Source organism: Nocardia alba NBRC 108234 (assembly GCF_001612665.1).
Lineage (GTDB): Bacteria > Actinomycetota > Actinomycetes > Mycobacteriales > Mycobacteriaceae > Nocardia > Nocardia alba.
Genome location: NZ_BDAX01000043.1, coordinates 1 through 18433 on the forward strand (window position 1 = coordinate 1; position 18433 = coordinate 18433).

The 18433-nt window shown below is 69.9% G+C and carries 12 protein-coding genes; 6 read left to right on the forward strand and 6 right to left on the reverse strand.

All coding sequences use genetic code 11. The features are described 5' to 3' along the window. The coding region (locus tag NA12_RS31280; protein WP_157106427.1) for an Hsp70 family protein at positions 1-626 on the reverse strand (626 nt) is incomplete at its 3' end. 281 nt (positions 627-907) lie between these two features. Then, positions 908-1372 (reverse strand): MarR family winged helix-turn-helix transcriptional regulator, encoded by a 465-nt coding sequence (locus NA12_RS33365; RefSeq protein WP_084473292.1) that lies wholly within the window; start codon positions 1370-1372, stop codon positions 908-910. 107 nt (positions 1373-1479) lie between these two features. On the opposite strand from NA12_RS33365, the gene NA12_RS31290 reads away from it, so the two are divergent. Further along, the gene (locus tag NA12_RS31290) at positions 1480-3168 is read left to right on the forward strand and encodes an MFS transporter (protein WP_067459867.1); all 1689 of its coding nucleotides are present in this window, start codon (positions 1480-1482) and stop codon (positions 3166-3168) included. A 108-nt stretch (positions 3169-3276) separates the two neighbouring features. Here NA12_RS31290 and NA12_RS33970 read toward each other — a convergent pair whose 3' ends face one another. The 4 genes from NA12_RS33970 to NA12_RS31310 all read right to left on the reverse strand — a co-directional run bounded on the left by NA12_RS33970 (position 3277) and on the right by NA12_RS31310 (position 9535). Continuing rightward, entirely contained in the window at positions 3277-3447 is a 171-nt protein-coding gene (locus NA12_RS33970) for a hypothetical protein (RefSeq protein WP_157106428.1), read from the reverse strand. 69 nt (positions 3448-3516) lie between these two features. Continuing rightward, a complete protein-coding gene (locus NA12_RS31300) occupies positions 3517-5094 on the reverse strand; it encodes a dynamin family protein (protein WP_084473294.1) in 1578 nt (525 codons plus the stop codon). Next, a complete protein-coding gene (locus NA12_RS31305; protein WP_067459873.1) occupies positions 5091-6929 on the reverse strand; it encodes a dynamin family protein in 1839 nt (612 codons plus the stop codon). The genes NA12_RS31300 and NA12_RS31305 overlap by 4 nt, the downstream gene beginning before the upstream one ends. Before the next feature lie 17 nt (positions 6930-6946). Next, positions 6947-9535, reverse strand: coding sequence for an IniB N-terminal domain-containing protein (locus NA12_RS31310; protein ID WP_067459876.1), 2589 nt, complete (start codon positions 9533-9535; stop codon positions 6947-6949). Positions 9536-9826: 291 nt separating this feature from the next. Between NA12_RS31310 and NA12_RS34915 the strand changes: the two genes are divergently transcribed. The 5 genes from NA12_RS34915 to NA12_RS31335 all read left to right on the forward strand — a co-directional run bounded on the left by NA12_RS34915 (position 9827) and on the right by NA12_RS31335 (position 18201). After that, the gene (locus tag NA12_RS34915) at positions 9827-11662 is read left to right on the forward strand and encodes an Hsp70 family protein (protein ID WP_067459879.1); all 1836 of its coding nucleotides are present in this window, start codon (positions 9827-9829) and stop codon (positions 11660-11662) included. Further along, the gene (locus NA12_RS31320) at positions 11652-14159 is read left to right on the forward strand and encodes a LuxR C-terminal-related transcriptional regulator (protein WP_243654767.1); all 2508 of its coding nucleotides are present in this window, start codon (positions 11652-11654) and stop codon (positions 14157-14159) included. Before NA12_RS34915 ends, NA12_RS31320 begins: the two co-directional genes overlap by 11 nt. Before the next feature lie 43 nt (positions 14160-14202). Further along, entirely contained in the window at positions 14203-15306 is a 1104-nt protein-coding gene (locus tag NA12_RS31325) for a hypothetical protein (RefSeq protein WP_067459882.1), read from the forward strand. A 118-nt stretch (positions 15307-15424) separates the two neighbouring features. Further along, positions 15425-16786 (forward strand): S1 family peptidase, encoded by a 1362-nt coding sequence (locus NA12_RS31330; RefSeq protein WP_067459886.1) that lies wholly within the window; start codon positions 15425-15427, stop codon positions 16784-16786. A gap of 92 nt (positions 16787-16878) precedes the next feature. Then, complete coding sequence (locus NA12_RS31335) at positions 16879-18201, forward strand: S1 family peptidase (RefSeq protein WP_243654768.1); 1323 nt, start codon at positions 16879-16881, stop codon at positions 18199-18201. Positions 18202-18433: the final 232 nt, after the last annotated feature.

Sequence of the window (18433 nt, forward strand, 5' to 3'; positions counted from 1 at the left end):
ACGACGCGCTCGTCCCAGTCGTCGCCACCGAGGTGGTTGTCACCGGAGGTCGCGCGAACCTCGACGACGCCCTCGCCGATTTCCAGCAGCGAGACGTCGAAGGTACCGCCACCGAGGTCGAACACCAGGATGGTCTGCTCTTTGTCGCCCTTGTCCAGGCCGTACGCCAGCGCGGCGGCGGTGGGCTCGTTGACGATGCGCAGCACGTTGAGACCGGCGATCTGGCCGGCTTCCTTGGTGGCCTGACGCTGGGCGTCTTCGAAGTAGGCCGGAACGGTGATCACGGCGTCGGTGATCTCCTCGCCCAGGTAGGCCTCGGCATCGCGCTTCAGCTTCATCAGCGTGCGCGCGGAGATCTCCTGCGGCGTGTACTTCTTGTCGTCGATCTCGACGTTCCAGTCGGTGCCGATGTGGCGCTTGACCGAGCGGATGGTGCGGTCGACGTTGGTGACCGCCTGGTTCTTCGCGGGCTGACCGACGAGAACCTCGCCGTTCTTCGCGAAGGCGACGATCGAGGGGGTGGTGCGCGAGCCTTCCGAGTTCGCGACGACGACCGGCTCGCCGCCTTCGAGCACGGCGACGACGGAGTTCGTGGTCCCGAGGTCGATTCCGACCGCACGAGCCATAGTGGTTTCCTCCTGTTTGACGTTTCGGTTATTGCAACACTGAGCGATAACGGGCTGATCGTTAACGAGCTGAGCGTAGTGGGCTCAATCTTGCCTGCGATACCCGCCACGAGTCAACCCAGAGTTGAGTCCGGTTCGCTCAGGTTCTTGCTGGGCACAACCAGCAGCTGCGGCGATTCATTCCCGCCACCCGAAAAATCTTCTCGATCCCCGAGCCATTCTTGCCACGAGTGCGCTCAACCGCAGCTCCTGATACTGGATCGTGACGGTCCGAGACCGGGCTATCGGGTGAGGCCGGGATGGACGCCGGGTCGCAGGCCGTTGCCCTCGGCGGTGCGGCGCAGGAGATCGAGGAAGCGGGCGCGGTCCTCGGGAGACAGCGGCGACAGGAGCTCGGCGTCCAGCTCGGCTACTCGCTGCTCAGCTTTCGCCAGGAGCGCATGCGCGGCGGGCAGGAGATGGAGGGCATGGGCCCGGCGGTCACTGGGGTGACGGCGACGTTCCACGAGGTTGCGTTTCTCCAGGTCGTCCACCAGTCCGACCATGACATTGCGGTGGATCTCCAGCGCCTCGCCGAGCTCCTGCTGCGTGCGGCCGTCGTGGGCGCTCAGGAGTTTCAGCATGCCGAAATGGCGCGGCTTGATGCCGAGCGGCGCCAGCAGATCACTGAAGCGGTAGGCGGTATGGAAGCCCAGCTGGCCGAGGAGGAATCCGGCATGGGTCGACAGCTGCGTCGGGTCGGTCACACCCCCTACGATACGCCGATCAACGCACCGCTCAGGATTGCCCTATTGATTGATAATCACTAGAGGTGCATAGTTTGAGGAGTCCCCCTACTCGAAGAGAGATCCTCGTGACTACCTCACCCACTCCCCCCGCCGCGGATCCGCGGCGCTGGATCGCGTTCGCGGTGGTGCTGGCCGCCGGCTTCATGGACCTACTCGACGTGACCATCGTCAACGTCGCCGTACCGAGCATCCGCAACGACCTGCACGCCGAGTACTCACAGCTCGAATGGATCATCGCCGCCTACGTTCTCGCCTTCGCGGCGGTCCTCATCACCGGTGGACGCCTGGGCGATATCTACGGTCGCAAGCGCGTATTCCTCACCGGCATCGCCGGTTTCACGATCGCCTCGGCGGCGTGCGGTCTGGCCACCGATCCCACCGTGCTCATCGGCGCGCGCTTCGCACAGGGAGCGATGGGCGCGCTGATGGTGCCCCAGATCCTGGCCATCATTCAGACGACATTCCCGAAGGAGGAACGAGCCAAGGCGATCGCCGTCTACAGCGGTGTCGGCGGGTCGGCCTCGGCGGTCGGGCTCGCGCTGGGCGGCGTGCTGGTGCAGGCCGACCTGCTCGGGTTGTCCTGGCGACCGATCTTCTTGGTGAACATCCCGGTCGGCATCGCCGGATTCATCGCGGCATGGTTCGTGATGAGTGATTCGAAGTCGGCGAAGCCGCCCCGGCTGGATCCGATCGGGATGGTGCTGGCGATATCCGCCGTGCTGTTGCTGGTCTATCCCTTGACCGAAGGACGTCGACTCGACTGGCCCGCATGGACTTTCGCGATGATGGGCGTAGCGCTCGCGGTGTTCGCCGGGTTCTTGCGCTACGAGCGTGGGCTGACCCGGGCGGGGCGTTCGCCGCTGGTCGACCTCGGGCTGTTCCGATCGCGACCGTTCGCGATCGGGCTGGGAACCTGGTTGCTGTTCTGGATCGCCATGGGCGGGTTCTTCCTGGTGTGGACGTTGTTCATGCAGGGCGGACTCGGCTGGTCGCCGATGCGGGCCGGGCTGACCTCGGCCCTGTTCGCGGTGGGCGCCGGGCTGGGCGCGGGACTCTCGGTCGGGGTGCTGGCCGCCAGATACGGGCGACGGGTGTTGATGACCGGGGTGCTGGTGAACGCGACGGGGTTCGCGCTCTACGCGGCGATGGGGGTGCGGTACGGGAGCGAGTTCACCTCATGGCAGATGGCGTTGCCGCTGCTGATCACCGGGGCCGGGTTCGGGATGGTGGTGGCGCCGACCCTCGATCTGCTGCTCGGACAGGTGCCGCCGCGGGAGGCGGGGTCGGCGTCCGGGCTGCTGAACACGGGACAGCAGTTGGGGACCGCGCTGGGCGTCGCGCTGGTCGGCGTGCTGTTCTTCACTGTCCTGGAACGGGATTCCGATCTCGGGGTGGCCGCCGTGACACCCGACATCCGGGCGGAGCTGACACTCGAGGCAGTGCCGGTACCGGTCCAGGATCAGATCGTGGCCGGATTCGCGGCGTGCGTGCACGATCGGTCCGCCGAAGACGACCCGGCCGTGATACCCGTCAGCTGTCAGTCGAATCCTGCTGTCGACCCGGCGATTTCGCGAGTGCTCTCCGAGGCGGGCACCGAGGCCAACGCGGTGAACTTCGCCGAGTCGTTCCGGTACACGCTGCTTTTCGGCGCCGGGATGCTGCTGTTGGTATGTCTCGGATTCCTCGCACTGCCGAAGGAAGCCAAGCTGGAACAGCGTGTGCTCGATGACGAGCCGGAAATCGTCACGGTATGAAACAGGAGTGAACCGCCCGTTGCCCCGAGAATTCGGGGCAACGGTAGGGGTGCCGACCGGTCCGGCCGGGCACTAGTTTCAGAGTATGCGTGCATCAATGGACAGAATTCAGTGGAAGCGGACGTTCGGCGCGGTGGCCGTGATCGCCGCCGCAACCGGGGGCCCGATGATCGCGTCGGCGGGAAACGCCATGGCCGACAGCGGGATCGCCGTCGCCGACGACGGGTGCACGTTCTCGTCGGTCGGGGGATCGTGCAGTGATCCGGGGCCGGTGGGCAACGCGTTGATCGCGGTTCGGGAGTTCGCGAAGAGCCTGGGGTACGGGACCGGAAGTTCCTCGGGGACTGCTTACTTCCTCTGACTGTGAGAGGGCTGAGGGAGTTCGGCGAGGATTCCTTCGGCGCTGCGAGCCGCGGCGCGGCAGGCGGTGGCGGTCGCTCGGTCGGCGAGAGGGTGGGTCGCTCGGCCTCGCCAGGTGCGGACCGCGGCGAAAGCTGTGGCGCGCAGAGTATTCGGGTCGGCCTCGGGGGGCAGGCCGAGGCGAAGATGGGCTGCGACGCCGGCGCCGCCGAGAATTCGGTACAGGTCGGCGAGAACCGGTGGCGGCAGGGGTAGTTCGTCGGTGCGCAGGCGACCGAGCAGCCGGAGTTCGGTGAAGCCGTGCACGTCGGCGAGCCTGGCCCGCACGCGGGGGCGCAGGCGATCGGCTTCGGTTCCGGGGTAGGCGGCCAGGATTCGGTCCAGCGTGCTCAGGGCTGAATGCGCCTTCAATTCCCCGGCGCGCTGGCCGAATTGGACCTCCAGGACCGAGCGCAGTTCCTCGATGCCGCTGCGGGCCGCCAATTCCGCTGCCAGCGCCGATGAATCGCGGGCGCCGAGCCTGATGAGCATGGTGGCCATGCGAATACCGAACAGGCCGAAGCGATCCGCCAGCTGCGCACGCAGTTCCGGCGCGACCGGCAGCGCGATATCGGCGCGGGCGAAGCGATCCGCCGAGAGCAACGCGACCCCGAGGTCCTCCGCGGGCACCGTGGAGAGCGCCTCGAACGCCGCGAACTCCGGCTGTCGCAGGGTCGCCGCGGCGAACGCGAGCAAGCCCGCCACCGGAATCACCGCCTGGCACAGACCGGTTCGTTCCAGCTCGGCCGCGAACCGAGCGGCGACATCGCGGGCCGAATGGAGCGCGTCGATCCGACCCGAACCGATCTCGTCGGCGCGCGAGACCACCCCGACCACACCGAGCGGCCCCGCGCCACCGGCACCCGCGCCGATCTGCTCGAGGAAGCGCACATCGGCGGCATCGAGACGGCGCAACAAATACACCACGGCATCGGCGCCCGACACCGACAGCGGCGTGGCGCGCGCATCGTCCTCGACATCGGCGGGCGTGAGCAGTCGCGCGGTGCGCAGCGACACCTCCCGCGACAGCGACGAGGTGCCGGGGGTGTCGATGATCGTGGTCTGCGACAACGCGGCCGACGGCCAGCCGACCTCGAGATGGTCCACCTCGCGCGGACCACGCGCATTCCAGTTCAGACCGTTCAGATCGAAGGTGAGCCCATGTGCGCCACTGCCGCGGCGCACGATCACGTTCGCGCGCGATCCGTCGGCCGCGTGCGCGGTGACCGTGGGGGTGGCGGCGTCGCGATACCAGGTGACGACGCGAGTGCACTCGGTGGCGTCGGTCGGGGCGACAGCCTGACCCACCAGGGCGTTCAGCAACGTCGACTTGCCCGCCTTGATCGAACCGGCCAGCGCGACCCGCAGCGGCTCCCGCAACCGGTATTCGCAGTGGGCCAGCAGCGTGCGCGCGTACTCGTCGTGCCCGAACGCCCGCGCCGCCGCACCGATCAGCTCGTGCGCTTCGGCCAGAATCCTCGGTGTGGTCCGGTCGCCGGGCGCGGCGGTGTCGAAGCGGTGGGTCACCCAGATACCGTACCGTCAGCCCGTCTCGGTTCGACCTGCATCGATTCCGCGTAGCGGCGCAACTGCGCGACCGCGTGTAATTGACGTTCCAGCACGGCGGTGCGCTCGGCGCGGTGAGTGGCGGCCATCGCCGCCGCCTCCTGCGCGGCCCGCAGGGAAGCGTCGATCGAACGCAGACTGCGCTCGGCCACCCCGGCGAAGTGATCGCGCAGCGCGCGGTGGATGCGGTGCAGCCGGTCCTTGGTGTCCTTGGCGGCCTGGAACGCCACATCGTCGAGGAACCGGCGCACCTCGCCGTTGGCCTCGATGCGGCGACGCGCCAGCCGGGCGGACTTGTCGTCGCGATAGGCCTTGCCGCCGACGATCAGACCCGCGCCGAGCGAGATCGGGTTCAGCATGGCCAGACCCGCGAAGGTCGTGGCGAGGCCGATCATCAGCACGCCGCCGTAGGAGCCACGCATCCCGACCAGCACCTTGCTCGTGAAGCCGATATCCGGCTCCAGATCGGCCAGCGAACCCGAGCTCACCAGCCCGCTCGCCTCGTCCATCCCGGCATGCACCTCCGGCAGATCGATCGCGCCGACCTCGGTGAAATGGCCCGCGATGCGTTCGGCCAGCAGCTCGGCTCGACGGTGGGTCAGCAACAGGTTGTCGCCGAGAGCGGTGTCGACGGAGCCGGACAGCCATTCCGTGATCGCGCCCCAATGCCTACCCGGGTCGTTCTCGTCGATCCACTCCTGGCCCGTGCGAGCGACATCGCGCAGACGCTCGCGCAGGTCGTGGTCCACGTCGCCGACGAGGTCGGTGATGCCGTCGGTGAGGGTCTGCTGCCAGCTCGCGGTGCGCCGCTGCAACTCCTCGGCGGCCGCGCGCGCCGACTGCAACTCGTTGACCGCTGCCGCGCCACCGGCCGGATCGCGTAGCGCGACCAGTTCGCTGCCCAAAGCCAACGCCAGATGCTCTGCCGCCGAATGCAATTCACGAGCCACCGCCTGCCTGGTGACGGCCTGATCGCGGGCGACGACCCGATCTCGCAGGAACCCGAACAGCACGCCGAAACCTGACTCCAGGCCCAGCTGGGCATCCTGCAAGCGCAGCGCGTGCGCGCGGAGCAACGCCGAGACCGGGATCAAGGCCGCATCGGATTCCGCGCGTGCCAGGTGGGCCCGGTCGGCCTCCAGCACCTGACGCCAGTGTGGGTACAGATCTGTCTTGGTGAGCAGAACGGCTACGGCGGGACACATTTCGCGAATCTGGCGGACGAAGGTCAGTTCGGGTTCGGTGAGCTCGGTGGAGGCATCGGAGAGCACGAGCACGGCATCGGCGGCTGCGGCGAGGCTGAGAACGCCTGCGGCGCAAGCACTACCGTGTCCGCCGACGCCGGGTGTATCGATCAGGACGATGCCGTCGGCCAGCAGCCGGCTGGGGAGCTCGGCCTCGATCCGCACCACCTGCCTGCCCTGTGCCAAGGGAGTGCGGGTATCGATCGCGCCGATCTCGTCGAACGGGATCTCCACCCGCGACTCGTCGGTGCCCGGCGCGGTGAGTACCAGATACGCCCGCTGCCGCGCGCCGTAGGACAGCTGCAACGGCAACACAGTGGTCGCGTCGTCGCCGACCCGGCACACATCCACCCCGAGCAGCGCGTTCACGAATCTGCTCTTGCCCTGACCGAGCTGACCGGTGACGACGATCCGGTGCCGCGGATCGCGCACCCGCGCGGCCACCTTCTCCAGGCGTCCGACCAGGTCGTCACGGCCCGCGGCGTGGGCCGCCGCGACGGTGTCGGACAACACCGTCGTCAGCGGCACCTCGTTCGGTGCGAGAACAGTCATCGCTTCGCCCGTTTCACTCAGTGGAACAGTCCGTCGGTATGCATGTCGGCGCCGGTCTCGGCGACCGTGCTCGATTCACCGAACAGCGACGTCTCGCCGCCACCGAGAGTGGAACCGTGCAGGCCCGAACCGAACGCGCTCGATACGTCGACGCCGGACCAGGTGTCGGCCGCGGTGGTGACCGCGCCGTGCGTCGTCGCGCCCGCGGCGCCGGACGTGTCGAGGTGAGTTGTCGACATGCTCTGGCCGGAGAGGCCGCCGATCGCGGTGGTGCCGCCCTGCGCTGTGGTGTCGACCTGCGCTGTGGTGTCGACGGCGGAGGTGAAACCGCCCTCCACCGCGCTCGACAGTCCCGCGTTGCCGTATCCACCGAGGCCGGTCTCGAGGCCGGTTCCGGTGTCGGCACCGCCGATCACCGAACCTGTCAGGCCGGTGTCCATGGCACCGGTCAACCCTGCCTGCGCACCGCCGACAGCGGAGCCCGCGAGACCGGCGCCCGCGTCGGCGACACCGTTCAGGCCCGTGTGAGCGCCACCGGCCAGATCGACACCGGACTCGACGGCGCCCTGCGCTCCCGCCTGCAGGCCCGAGGCCACAGCGCCGGGGCCGACAGACGTCGCGGACTCGAGGCCGCCTTGCAGACCGGTGGTCAGCCCGATGCCGGATGTCGCGGAAAGCGTCGATTCCAGACCGGTCGAGATCTGGCCGGAGCCGCCGCCGGTGAGCAGTTCGTCGGTACCGAACCCGGTTCCGGCTTCGCCGCCGAAGCCACCGATCAGATTCGTCCCGGCCGACGCGGCCCCACCGATCCCGGTTTCGAGACCGGTACCCAGGTCCGCACCCGCACCCGCACCCACCACACCATCGAGACCGGTACTCACGTCCGCACCTGCACCCACCACACCATCGAGACCGGCACCCAGGTCAGCACCCGCACCCACCACACCGTCAAGACCGGTGATCGCCGACGTGGTCGCGGCGATGCCGAGTCCACCGGCCGCCTGAGCGCCCGCGTTGGCGACCGCGCCGAGCCCACCGCTGACACCGGCGCCGAGTCCTCCGGCTGCCGTTGTCGCACCGCTCAGACCGGCATCGAGGCCACCGCCCAGACCGACGGCGACATCGTCACCCGCGGTCATCGCGCCGGCCACCGCGCCATCCAGACCAGCGCCCACACCAGCCACACCCGACAACGCTCCACCAAGACCAGCACCGGCCGCACCACCGAGCTCACCACCGAGACCGACCCCAGCACCCACCGCGCCATCCAGACCAGCGCCTACACCGGCAACTCCCGACAACGCTCCACCGAGACCAGCACCGGCCGCACCACCGAGACCGACTCCGGCACCCACCGCGCCGTCGAGACCAGCGGCTAGATCCGCGCCAGCGCCTGCCGCGCCCGTGAGCGCACCGCCGAGGCCCACCCCCGCACCGGCCGCGCCGCCCAGCGCCGCATCGAGCCCGGTCTCGAGTTCAGCACCAACACCGGCCGCGCCACCAAGCGCCGCATCAAGCCCGGTACCGAGATCGGCACCAACACCGGCCGCGCCACCAAGCGCCGCATCAAGCCCGGTACCGAGATCGGCACCAACACCGGCCGCGCCACCAAGCGCCGCATCAAGCCCGGTACCGAGTCCGGCACCCGCGCCGACTACGCCGGTCAGGCTGGTTCCCAGGTCAGCACCCGTATCGACAGCGCCGGTCAAGCCAGTACCCAAATCAGCACCCGCTCCGACAACACCCGACAACGCACCGCCGAGACCGGCACCGACCGCACCGGTCAGCGCGGTACCGAGACCCGCACCGGCACCGGCCGCGCCATTCAGCGCACCACCGAGGCCCGCAGCCAAGTCGCCACCGACACCGACCGCACCATTCAGCGCACCACCAAGCCCAGCAGCCAAGTCACCACCAACACCGACGGCACCATTCACAGCACCACCGAGCCCAGCAGCCAAGTCACCACCGACACCGACGGCACCGTTCACAGCACCACCGAGCCCAGCAGCCAAGTCACCACCAACGCCAACCGCACCATTCAGCGCACCACCGAGCCCAGCGGCCAAGTCACCACCAACGCCAACCGCACTACCGAGGTTCGCACCGAGGTCGAGGGCGCTGTCGATGGCCCCGTTGAGGCCGAGTCCCGCGCCGAGGGCGCCGGTCAGGTCGGCGCCGAGGTCGACGTTCACATCCGCGTTCGCGCCGGTGACGGCCCCGAGTGCGGCATCGAAGCCCGCGCCCACCTGGGCGGCGGCGCCGGCGACCGCCGAGGCTACGGCGCCGAGGCCCCCGTCGAGACCGAGGCCGAGTTCGGCGTCGGCGGCCGCGGCGGCGGTCACGGCGGCGGCAGCGGTGGCCGTGCCCGCCAGGGCCGCGCTGGTGCTCGCCGCGGCGCCGGCGGCCACGATCGACTGCAGCTGGGAGCCGCCGCTGACCAGCGCGGATTCCGCCACCATCGGGGCGACGGCGGAGATGTCCTCCGGGGTTACCGCCAGGTTTGCCTCAGCCAGCGCGAGGCACGGGTTGGCGCAGTAGCTCGCCGCGGCCTCCGGGTCGCGCAGCAGATTGAGGATGAACTCCAGAATCGCGTTCGGTGTCATCGAGATCAGCTCCTCCAGATCATGGACGGTAACGCCCGACCTGTTTGTCGTTGGAATGTGTTTCACGCTAGGCGGGTCCGTCGTTACAGATAACGGGGCGAATACCTAGTCCTGCCGGACGTCCCCCATTAGGGGCCGACCGCCGATTAGGGGAATTTCCCCGTACTTGTCCCATCGGAGGTAACAGCTGCCCGCCAGCAACCGACAGATCGAGTGGGACGCCCACCATCGGCGATCTCGCTGCACACAAGCGCTACCGGCCTACCGGAAGCCTGCGAACGGGGTTGTCCAATGACACAGCGTCTGGCGCTCGGCATTACTGTCGGAGCGGCGAATTCGGCCGCCGCGGCCACGACAGCCGATGGGGTGGGTGCCGCCGTTCGCACCCACCGCAGCGCGCTCATGCTCGGTGCCGACGGATCGGTGGGCTTCGCCGATACGATGCGCCACCCGCGGGCAGTGGTCGTCGACGACTACATGTCACGGGTCGGCGATCCGGTAGACCTGCTGGCAGCGGATGGATCCACCCACGACGCAGCCGATCTGGTCGCCGCCGCGACCCGCGAACTGATCGCCGAATTCGTCGGCGGCACCACCGAATCCACCGGCGTGCCGACCACTGTCGCGTGTTACCCGGCGTGGTGGCCCGAGCACACCGTCGAGGCCGCCAGGTCCGCGCTCGCGCGCTCCGGCCTGTCCGAGGTGACCCTGGTGCCGGAGCCGTTGGCCGCGGTGCGCCGATACGAGATCGAGAACGGACAGCTCGAAGACGGCGCACTGGTCGTGTACGACCTCGGCGCGAGCGGGTCGACCGTGTCGGTGCTGCGCACCGGTGAGCAGGCCGGTCTGCTCGGCAGCCCAGCGCACAGCACCGCGATCGCGGGTTCGGAATTCGATCTACTGACGATGCGCTATGTGCTGGCAAATGTTCTGAACGGAACCGACATCGATCCATTCGACCCCGTTGTCGAGGAACAATTGTCGGCCTTGCGCGAACGCTGCAGAATTGCGAAAGAAGATCTCTCCAGAATTACCGCTACGGCGATTCCGGTCGGCCTGCTCACCTCCTCGGTCCACACCGAACAGGTCCGGCTGACCCGGGGCGAACTCGAGGATCTCCTGCGTCCGAGCCTGCTCGACGCGATGAGCCTGCTCCAGGACGCGGTGCGCCGCGCCGGCCTCACCTTCGGCGATGTCGGTCGAGTGCTACTCACCGGCGGCGGTGGCGCGATTCCCCTGGTCGCCGAGTTGATCTCCACCGAATTCGGCCTGCCGGTGGTGGCCTGCGCCGACCCGGCGACCTGTACAGCACGCGGTGCGGCCGAGATCGCCCTCGATGTCGCCGCGATCAGCGTGCCCACCGAGGCCATCGCGGTCGTGCCGGTGGCACCCGCGTCGGCAGTCGTGGCACCGACCGGCGACAAGCTCGCGCTGCCACCGTCGACGCCGGTACGAACCAAGATGTTCACGGCCAAACGCGCGGCGATCATAGGGGCGGCGGCCCTCACCATGGCCGCGCTCGCCACCGGCACCCTCGCGCTCGGTGGCGCCACCCAGTTCTCGCCGACCGGACCCGCCGCGACCACCGACGCCCCGCCGATCCCCGGCGCCCCCGCATCGACCAGCGCGGGTGGCGCGGCAGCGACAGTGAATGCCACGAACTCGGTGGGCACCGACCCCGCCAAGCCGGGCGCGGCAGGCACCACAGCGTCGTCGGGCGCTATCCCGGTCGCCACCACCGATGCCGGGGCGCCGGGCGGCGGATCGGGACCCGCAACCCCGGCACCTGGCGGCGCACCGGCCGTCGGCGCACCCGCCGACGGAACGCCAGCGACCGCGAGCCAGCCGGGTCCGGCCGCGCAGCAACCTGCCCCGGCACCGCCCGCAGGGCAGTCCCCGGCGCCCGCCCCGGCACCGGCACCTGCCCCCGCTCCGTCACCTGCCCCGGCACCTTCACCTGCCCCAGCCCCAGCCCCGGCGCCGGTGCCGGCGCCGACCCGGCCGCAGGTCCCCACCATCAAGGTCGACCCAGGCGGCCTACTCGACGACGTGGGTGGCGCGGTCGGCGATACCCTCGAATCGGGCACGCAACTGCCCGGCCAGATCCTGGGAGGAAATGGTGGCTGACCTCGCGCACGACACCTTCCCCCATGCCCGAACCGTCTTCCGCGATCTCGAGACCGCCGACCAGCAGACGGTGCTGCTGCTGATCCGCGGCCGAGCCGGAACCGGGAAATCCTTCCTGCTCGATGCCGTTCGCGCACAACTGCGTCGCCGCGGCATACCGGTCGTCGAATCCGCGATCGACGATGTCGAGAACGGGGTTCCCGAACGGGCGGTACTCGTCGCCGACAACATCCACAGCTACACCGACGCCGAGCTTCGCGCGCTCTGCGCGATCGTCGAAACCGGACAACGCTCCGTGGTACTCACCACCCAGCCCCGGCCACACGATCCCCAACTGCGCGCGCTGGCCGCCGCGGTGGCGCGCAACGGCCGCACGGTGGACCTGCGCGCACTGGGAAGTGCCCACATCTCCTCGTTCGCCAGGGAACTCGGTGTGGCCGTTTCCCAGCCGCTCGCCTCGCATATCCATCAGCTCACGGCGGGCATCCCCGGCGGCGTCGTCGCGGCGTTGAAGGGAGCCCACGCCGCGTCGCTGGAGACCTGTCGAACAGCGGTCGACGAAGCCGTCACCGCCTGGGCGCGGCGGCTGCTGGAGACGGTGGAACCCGAGTTGCTCGAAACGCTGGTCATCGCGGCGACCGGAACCGGGTTGGACGCCACCGAACTCACCGAGGTGCTCGGCGTCGACACCGCCACCGCCCACGCGCTGATCGACCGCGCCAGGTCGGGCGCCCTCGTCACCGACGCCGATCTGCTCCTCCCGCCCGCCGTGGGGCCGCTGCGGATGCTGCTCGGCGATCGTCGCTATGTCGACGTGCAGCGCAGGTTACTCACCGCGCGCCTAGACGCCGGGCTACTACGCGATCGCACCGCGCTGATCCTGGCCGAATCCGGCGTCGTCGATGCCCGGCTCGCCGAATTCCTCTGCCGCACCGCCGAGAAATCCGATGAGGCGACCCGCTGCTACGCGGCGGCGGCCGCGGCGGGCACACCGGTGGACTCGATCGCGGTGCGCTGGGCCGAGGCCGCCGCGCACGCCGGCGACACCGACACCGCGCTACGCCTGGCCGAACCGCTGCTGACCGCCGAGAACGTGGCCCGCACCGACCTCGTCGCCGCGGTGCGCATCTGCGCGAGCGTGCTCATCCGCCGCGGACTGGTGAGTCGCGCTGCCGCACTGTACAACTGGCTCGGACCTGACCGAATCGGCGCCGACTGGGCGCCCGCGGCCATGGTCCTCACCCTCGCCGGTGAGCAGGTCGCCGCCGCGCGCATGGCCGAATCGGCACAGCACTGGCCGCCGACCGAGGCCGACGCGGGCGCTCGACTGATCGCGAGCGCGCTCGACGAATCGCTCGACCCGCACGGAACCGGCACGGCCGCGGCGATTTCCACGCTGATCCAAGCGGGCAACACCGACGACGAACGCTATCTACCCTGCTCCGCGGTCTCGGTCGCCACGCTGCTCTGCCTCGGCAGCGGCGAGCCCCGCCGCGCCGGTGACGCGCTGCGCCGAGCGGCCGGCCTCGGCGGTGGCCGACAGCTCGCGGTGCTCACCGCGTGGACCGCGCTGCTCGGCGGCGACGAACGCCGTGCCGCGAGCACCCTCGCCGAGATCGATATCGCCGCACTGGCGCCCCGCGATCAACTCCTTGCCCACGCGCTGACGGTGGGACTGGCCCGTCGCGGTGGCGATCACGCCGCACTGGCTCACGCGTGGCACGCGGCCTGCCCCCTGTTCGACGAGCTGGAAGCCGACCTGTTGAGCCTGTTGCCGATCGGCGAACTGTGGCTGGCCGGCCTCCGCGTCGGCGACGCGCGCCGCATCGAGCCGCTCGTCGACGCCGCAAAGGCACTGGTCCGCAAACTGGGCCGCGCGCCCGCCTGGACCAACTCCTTCCACTGGTACGGAGTGCAGGCCGCGCTGGCCGACGAATCGCCCCGCGCGCTGCTGCCCCACGCCCACGCGCTCAAGACGGCGGCGCAGGCGGGCGACAGGCAGGCGGGCGTGCTGGCCGACGCGGGCCGCACCTGGGTGCTCGTGCTGCGGGGACAAGTGGTCGCGGCCGATGTGCAGGCCGCGGTCTCGACCCTGGCCGAGCTCGGACTCACCTGGGACGCGGCACGCCTGGCCAGCGAGGCCGCCCTCGCGGCGAGCGACTCGACGACCGCCACCGCCCTGCTCAAGCTCGCGCGTTCGGTGCGCACCCGATCCCAGCCGGTCGAGCCGTCGCGCCCGACCACCCCGCAGCTGCCGCCCACAGCCGGTCCCGCGCCCCTGACGGGCGAGTCCGGCGCGCTCAGCGACCGCGAGCGCGAGGTGGCCGAACTGGTTCTGCTCGGTCTGACCTATCGCGAGATCGGCGCGAGGCTGTACATTTCCGCGAAGACCGTGGAGCATCACGTCGCGCGTATCCGCCGTCGGATAGGCGCGCGCTCACGATCGGAATTACTGTCAATGCTGCGCGCGATGGGACACGGCCAACTGCTGGTGTGACTCGCGCGCACGACTAGACGCCGAAGTGAGGGGTGTTCCGCCGATGGCCACTGGGGTCGGGCTGCGTATCGCCGATGACGAGTGCATCGCCGCGGTGGTCACCGAGGACGGCACGATTCAGGTGATCGAGCGTGCCTCGATCCTGCACATGTCCGACGACGGTGACGCCGCACTCGGCGGACCGGCACCCACCGGGCACGCCCACTCGATCGCCGGTTTCGTGCGCGCGATCGGTGATCCGGCCGGTGTCGATGTCGACGGCGGCGAGGCCTATCGCGCCGAAGACCTCCTCGCGACGGCCATGTTCTGCCTGATCGATCTCACCACCGAGCACCTCAGCGGCCCGGCGGAGTTCTACGCGACTCATCCCGCGGGCTGGTCGACCGAGGTCGTGCGCGGTGTGCGCGAGGCGCTGGACTATCTGGGCTTGAAGTCGGTGGCCCTGCTCGGCGAGGACGAACTGCCCCAGCCCACCGACGGCGCGGATCCGGGCAAGACCTTCGCCAACGCCGCCGCCCAGGCCGCGCTGGTCGCGGTGCTGGCGACCCCCGCGGGCGCGACCCCGCCCGACTCGATCGTCACCGAGAACGCCACGGTCGCCACCGATGTGATGCCCGCGCTGCAGGCCCCGGCGGTGACCGCCCAGGCGTACTCGGCGGCGCTGCCGGTCTCCCCGCTGCCGACGAAGTCGATGGCATCGATCGCGTCCGCAGCCCCGATCGCCGCGCCCGCGGTGGTGTCCGCCGGCGGACCCGCGCGCAACAAAACGCCGCTGCTGATCGCCGCCGCCGCACTCATCGGCCTGCTGCTCGGCGGGGTGGCGGTCTCGGTCCTGATTCGCGATCCCGACACCGTCGCGCCGCCGACGATCTCCGATGCCCGCCCGGAAACGCTGTCGCCCACCGCGGCACCCGCGCCGCCGCCCCCGGCGCCGGTCGCGGAGTCGACCACGCCCCCGCCGGTCACCACGACCCGCGAACCGGAGCCGACGACCACCACCGAGGCGCCGCCGACGACCACCCCGCCACCGATCACCACCCCGCCGACGACCACGCCGAGCCCCACCACCACCCGTCCACAATCGCCCTTCGGCACCTACCCGCCGGGCGTTCTGCCCGCGCCTCTCACCATCCCGGGTCAGCGCTGAATCCAGCAGCCGGACGGTAACCGCGCCCGCTGGGCGAGCGTGCCCTAGAGTGATGCGCTGACCGACATAATCGCCGCCGGCGGTGTTCTCGGTCACTGGTTGTCGACGAAGGGATTTCATGCGCAAGTTGGTGGCGCGTCGCGCCGCGGTCAAGGCAGCCTACGCCGGGTTCGCCGCGACTGTTCTTCTCGCACCCCTGCTCGGATCCGGCATCGCGTCATCGGAACCTGTTGCGCCGCTACAACTTTCGGCAGATGCGCTGCCCGGTGGGTTAGTGACCGCGCTGTCGCGCGATCTCGGGATGACGCCCACCGAGTACCTCGACCGGGCCGCGCGCGCTCAGCAGTTGCGCGACTACGCGACCGACTTCCGCGCCGCGAACCCCGACACCTTCGCCGGTGCCTGGCTCACGCCGGAAGGCAAGGCCGTCGTCGCCACCACCGATGCCGAGTCGGGCAAGCTCGTCACCGCCGCCGGCTACCAGACCCACCTCGCGCCGATCTCGGCCGGTGGACTGGAAGGCGCGCTGGTGCAGCTGAGTCAGTGGATCGCGAGCCTGCCGCCCGCCATCTCCGCGCCGATCAGCTCGATCGCGATCGACGCGCTCAACAGCCAGCTGGTACTCAACGTGGCCAACACCGGCACCGGCCACATGCTCAACCTGCCCACCCTGATCGCCACCATCAAGGTGGTGCTCTCGCCCGGCGGCGGCGGTCCGGTGGAGTACAAGCCGATGGGCGGCGACACCTACATCACCTCGGCCAAGAACCTGCACGATGCCGACCTGCACGGCGTCGACGTGTGCTCGTTCGGGTTCAACAGCACCGACGCGGCGGGCAACGCGCTCAATATCTCCGCGGGCCACTGCAACCCGAACGTCGACAACGGCGGCACGGCCTCGGTCTACGTCCCGAACGTGCGCGATATCCCCAACAGCCCCGAGGTCGGCACATTCGCCCGCGCCGTGCTCGGCGGCCCTGCCTCGCTGGACTACTCGGTGATCAAGCTCAACGACCGCGCGGTGAACGCGGGCATGGACCAGCCTCGCGTGCGCGGCGCCGAGGGCACCACCCTGTCGATTACCGGCACCGCCGCTCCCGTCACCGGCGCACCGGTCTGCAAGACCGGCCAGTCCTCCACCTTCACCTGTGGTTTCGTCTCGGCCGATCACGTGGAGACCCAGCTGTTCACCGAGGCGGGCGTCAGCAAGACGATCCGCGGCTTCGCCAGCACCGCCTGCACGCTCGGCGGCGACAGCGGCGGCGCCATCGTGACCGGCACGCTCGCGCTCGGCATCACCAGCGGCTCGAACGCCTCCGGCGCGCCCAACTGCACCGAAGCCAACACCCAGCTCGCTCCCTACGGCGGCACCGCGTCGCTCGGCGTCCCGATCCGGCCCATTCTGGCCGATATCGACGCCACCTCCGGCGGTGGCCTCGGGAGCGGAATCACGGTGCGCACCAAGCCCAACGCGGGCTGAGGCGGGGACGAATCACCGACCGGACCGGGTGAGCGAAATCTCTTGCCCGGTCCGAGTAGGCATAACTCGCTCGAGCCAATATAGTTCGCACCATGCTCCTGCCACGTATGGGTCGTACCCCGTCCGCGCGAAGCTCGACACGAGCTCGGAAATCGATAATCGCCGCTTCGGCGGCGTTTCTGCTGTTCGGCCCCACGATGGCGGTTGCCGACGCGCAGCCCGCGCCCGCGGATCTGCCCGCCCAGCTCATCGAGGCGGTCACCCGAGATCTGAAGATCTCCCCCGACGAATACCTGCGCCGCGCCGATGTCGCGCAGCAGGTCGCCGCGTTCTCCACCACCGCACAGCGTCAGTTCCCGCAGGTCTTCGCCGGTTCCTGGCTGAGTGACCAGGGCAATGCCGTCGTCGCGCTGTCGCACGGCCCCGGCGCCGACCAGGCCCGCGAAGCCGCTCAGTCGGCCGGTTTCGAGGTCCGCAACGTCGCCAAGAGCGAGTCCACCCTGCGCGGCGAGAAGACCGCCTTCGAGAACTGGCTCGCCGCCGCACCGCCGGAGATCTCCGCACTGGTGCGCGGCGTCGTCGTCGACACCGTGAACAACTCGATCGCGGTCCGCGTGCAGCAGGCCGGGCTTCCGCTGCCCAGCTTCATCGACCCCTCCCGCGTCATCGTCACCGCGCCGCCGGTGGCAGGCGAGCGCGTGGACCTGAGCGCCACCCCCATCGCCGGTGACGGCAACGGCGCGCTGGCCGGCGGCGACGCCTACGCCTCCATCGTGGGCCGCAGCTCGCTGCGCTGCTCGCTCGGATTCAACGGCACCGACCGCGCGGGCCACGTCGTGAACATCACGGCGGGCCACTGCAACCCCGACATCGACGCCGCGGGCACCGGCAACGCAGCCGCCATCTACGAGATCAACGGCGACCGCGCGGGCGCCCAGCTCGGCACCTTCCAGAAGTCGGTGCTCGGCTCGCAGGACTACTCGATCATCCGCGTCAACGACAACGCGCGCGCCCGCTTCGAGAACAATCTGGTCCGCATCCCCGGCCAGGCCCCCATCGCCGTCGACGGCGTGGCCACCCCCGTGGTCGGCGCGCCCGTCTGCAAGTCCGGCGCCCGCACCGGCTTCAGCTGTGGCGTGATCAACGGTATCGACCAGACCGTCCAGGTCGGCGACCGCCAGCTCACTCAGAGTTTCTCGGCCAACATCTGCGCCCTGCCCGGCGACTCCGGCGGCGCCATCGTCACCGGCCGCCTTGCCCTCGGCATCTCCAGCGCGTCCTCGGTCGCGGACTTCCCCATCTGCGAGATCCCGAACATCATCGGCGCCCTCACCGGCGACACCCCTCAGTTGTTCGCCCAGCCCCTGAGCGTCGTCCTCTCGGACAACCCGGGTCTGTCGGTGCGTACCAACTGATCACCACCATGTAGGCACAGAGCAGCCCCAGAAAGGCCGGTAGCGCTCCCGCTACCGGCCTTTCTGGCGTCAACCCACGGGGAAGGCCAACCGCACCGCCCAACCGACCCTCGACTCACAATCCCCCAGTAGGTGCCCATCTCGACGGTTCACGGCGCGTACGGACCCGCCTCCGTCCGCACCCCGATCCCCAATCCCCAATCCGCCATGACCGCACCACCAGCCCCCACCC